The sequence below is a fragment of the Undibacterium sp. GW821-FHT07F11 genome (assembly GCF_059418665.1).
This window is the reverse complement of sequence record NZ_JBWKQH010000027.1, coordinates 2,000-3,153: the sequence shown is the minus strand read 5'-3', so window position 1 is coordinate 3,153 and position 1,154 is coordinate 2,000. Positions and strand designations below refer to the sequence as shown.

1 protein-coding gene is annotated in these 1,154 nt (G+C 53.6%); it reads right to left on the bottom strand.

Annotated features, from left to right (window positions below; genetic code table 11):
- Positions 1-1,154, bottom strand: a 1,154-nt coding sequence (locus tag AC07OI_RS29760) for an HlyD family type I secretion periplasmic adaptor subunit (protein ID WP_495259663.1), incomplete at both ends; no start/stop codon positions are given.

Here is a 1,154-nt window from a genome sequence, read left to right as displayed (position 1 = left end):
TTACCCTGATTAATCTCCGCCACCACCTGCATGCCAGGCGTGGTATTGAGCTTGTTCCCTTGTCCATCAATCAGCGTTTGCTGGTTCAGTTGCACCCTGGCTTTGTAGGTGGCGATGCTGGTGTTGTTGCTGCCGTTGGCGTTGCTGTCTGTGCTTTGGTTGCTGTTTTGCTTGCTGACTTCCGTTGCATCTGCACTGACATGTATCACTTTGCCCTTGAGCATGCCGTAACGCTGGAAGGGGTAAGCGGACAGTTTGATCTGTGCTGCTTGCCCTACCTGTACAAAGCCGACATCTTCATTCTTGATTTGTACATCGGCATACAGTTGTTCATCTTTGGGGACGAGGGTGAGTACTACGCTGCCGGGCTGCACTACTGCACCGGGAGTTGTCGTGGCGAGGTCTTTGATGATGCCGTCTTGCGGGGCTTTGAGTTCCATCAGGCCTTCTTTGTAATTGCTTTTGTCCAGTGTGGGCTGGAGCTGGGCTATTCTTGCGCGGATGTCGGCCAGTTCTTTTTGCAATTCAGACTGGTAGTTGCTCTGGATCTGGCTGAGCTTTTTTTGTTGGGCATCGATGGTGGCATTGAGTGCGGCAACGCTGGCGTGCTGGGCATCAAGGTCTTTGGATTTCTCTAGTGCTTCGCGTTGTTTGTCGGCGCTGGCGAGGTTGCCGACATAGCCTTCTTTTTCCAGCTTGCTGTAGGCGTCTGCGGTTTTTTTATAAGTGGGCAGGGTTTGTTCTAGCTTGCTTAAAATTTCTGTGGCGCTTTTGCGTTCATGCTCGGCCCTGCTGAGCATTGATCTTTCTTGATCGATGCTGTCGAGGTAGGCTTTGCGGTGGGCGTGGTACTGGCTTTGTACCTGGGCAAAGCGGGTGGCATCGTCCCCTGCCTTGATGAGCATGGGCTGGTTGGCGAGTTCTGCTTCTATGCGGCGTACTTGCAGCTGCTGGCTGGCGAGGTCGCTGCTGATGCTGGTTTTGTCAGCACTGGCAAGGGTGGTGTCGAGCCTGGCCAGGACTTGTCCGGCTTTGACGCTGTCACCTTCTTGTACCAGGATTTCCTTAAGTACACCTGCTTCTGCGGGTTGCACGATCTTGACCAGAGTTTGCGGTGTAAGTTTGCCCTCAGCCGTGGCGATGATGTCCAACTG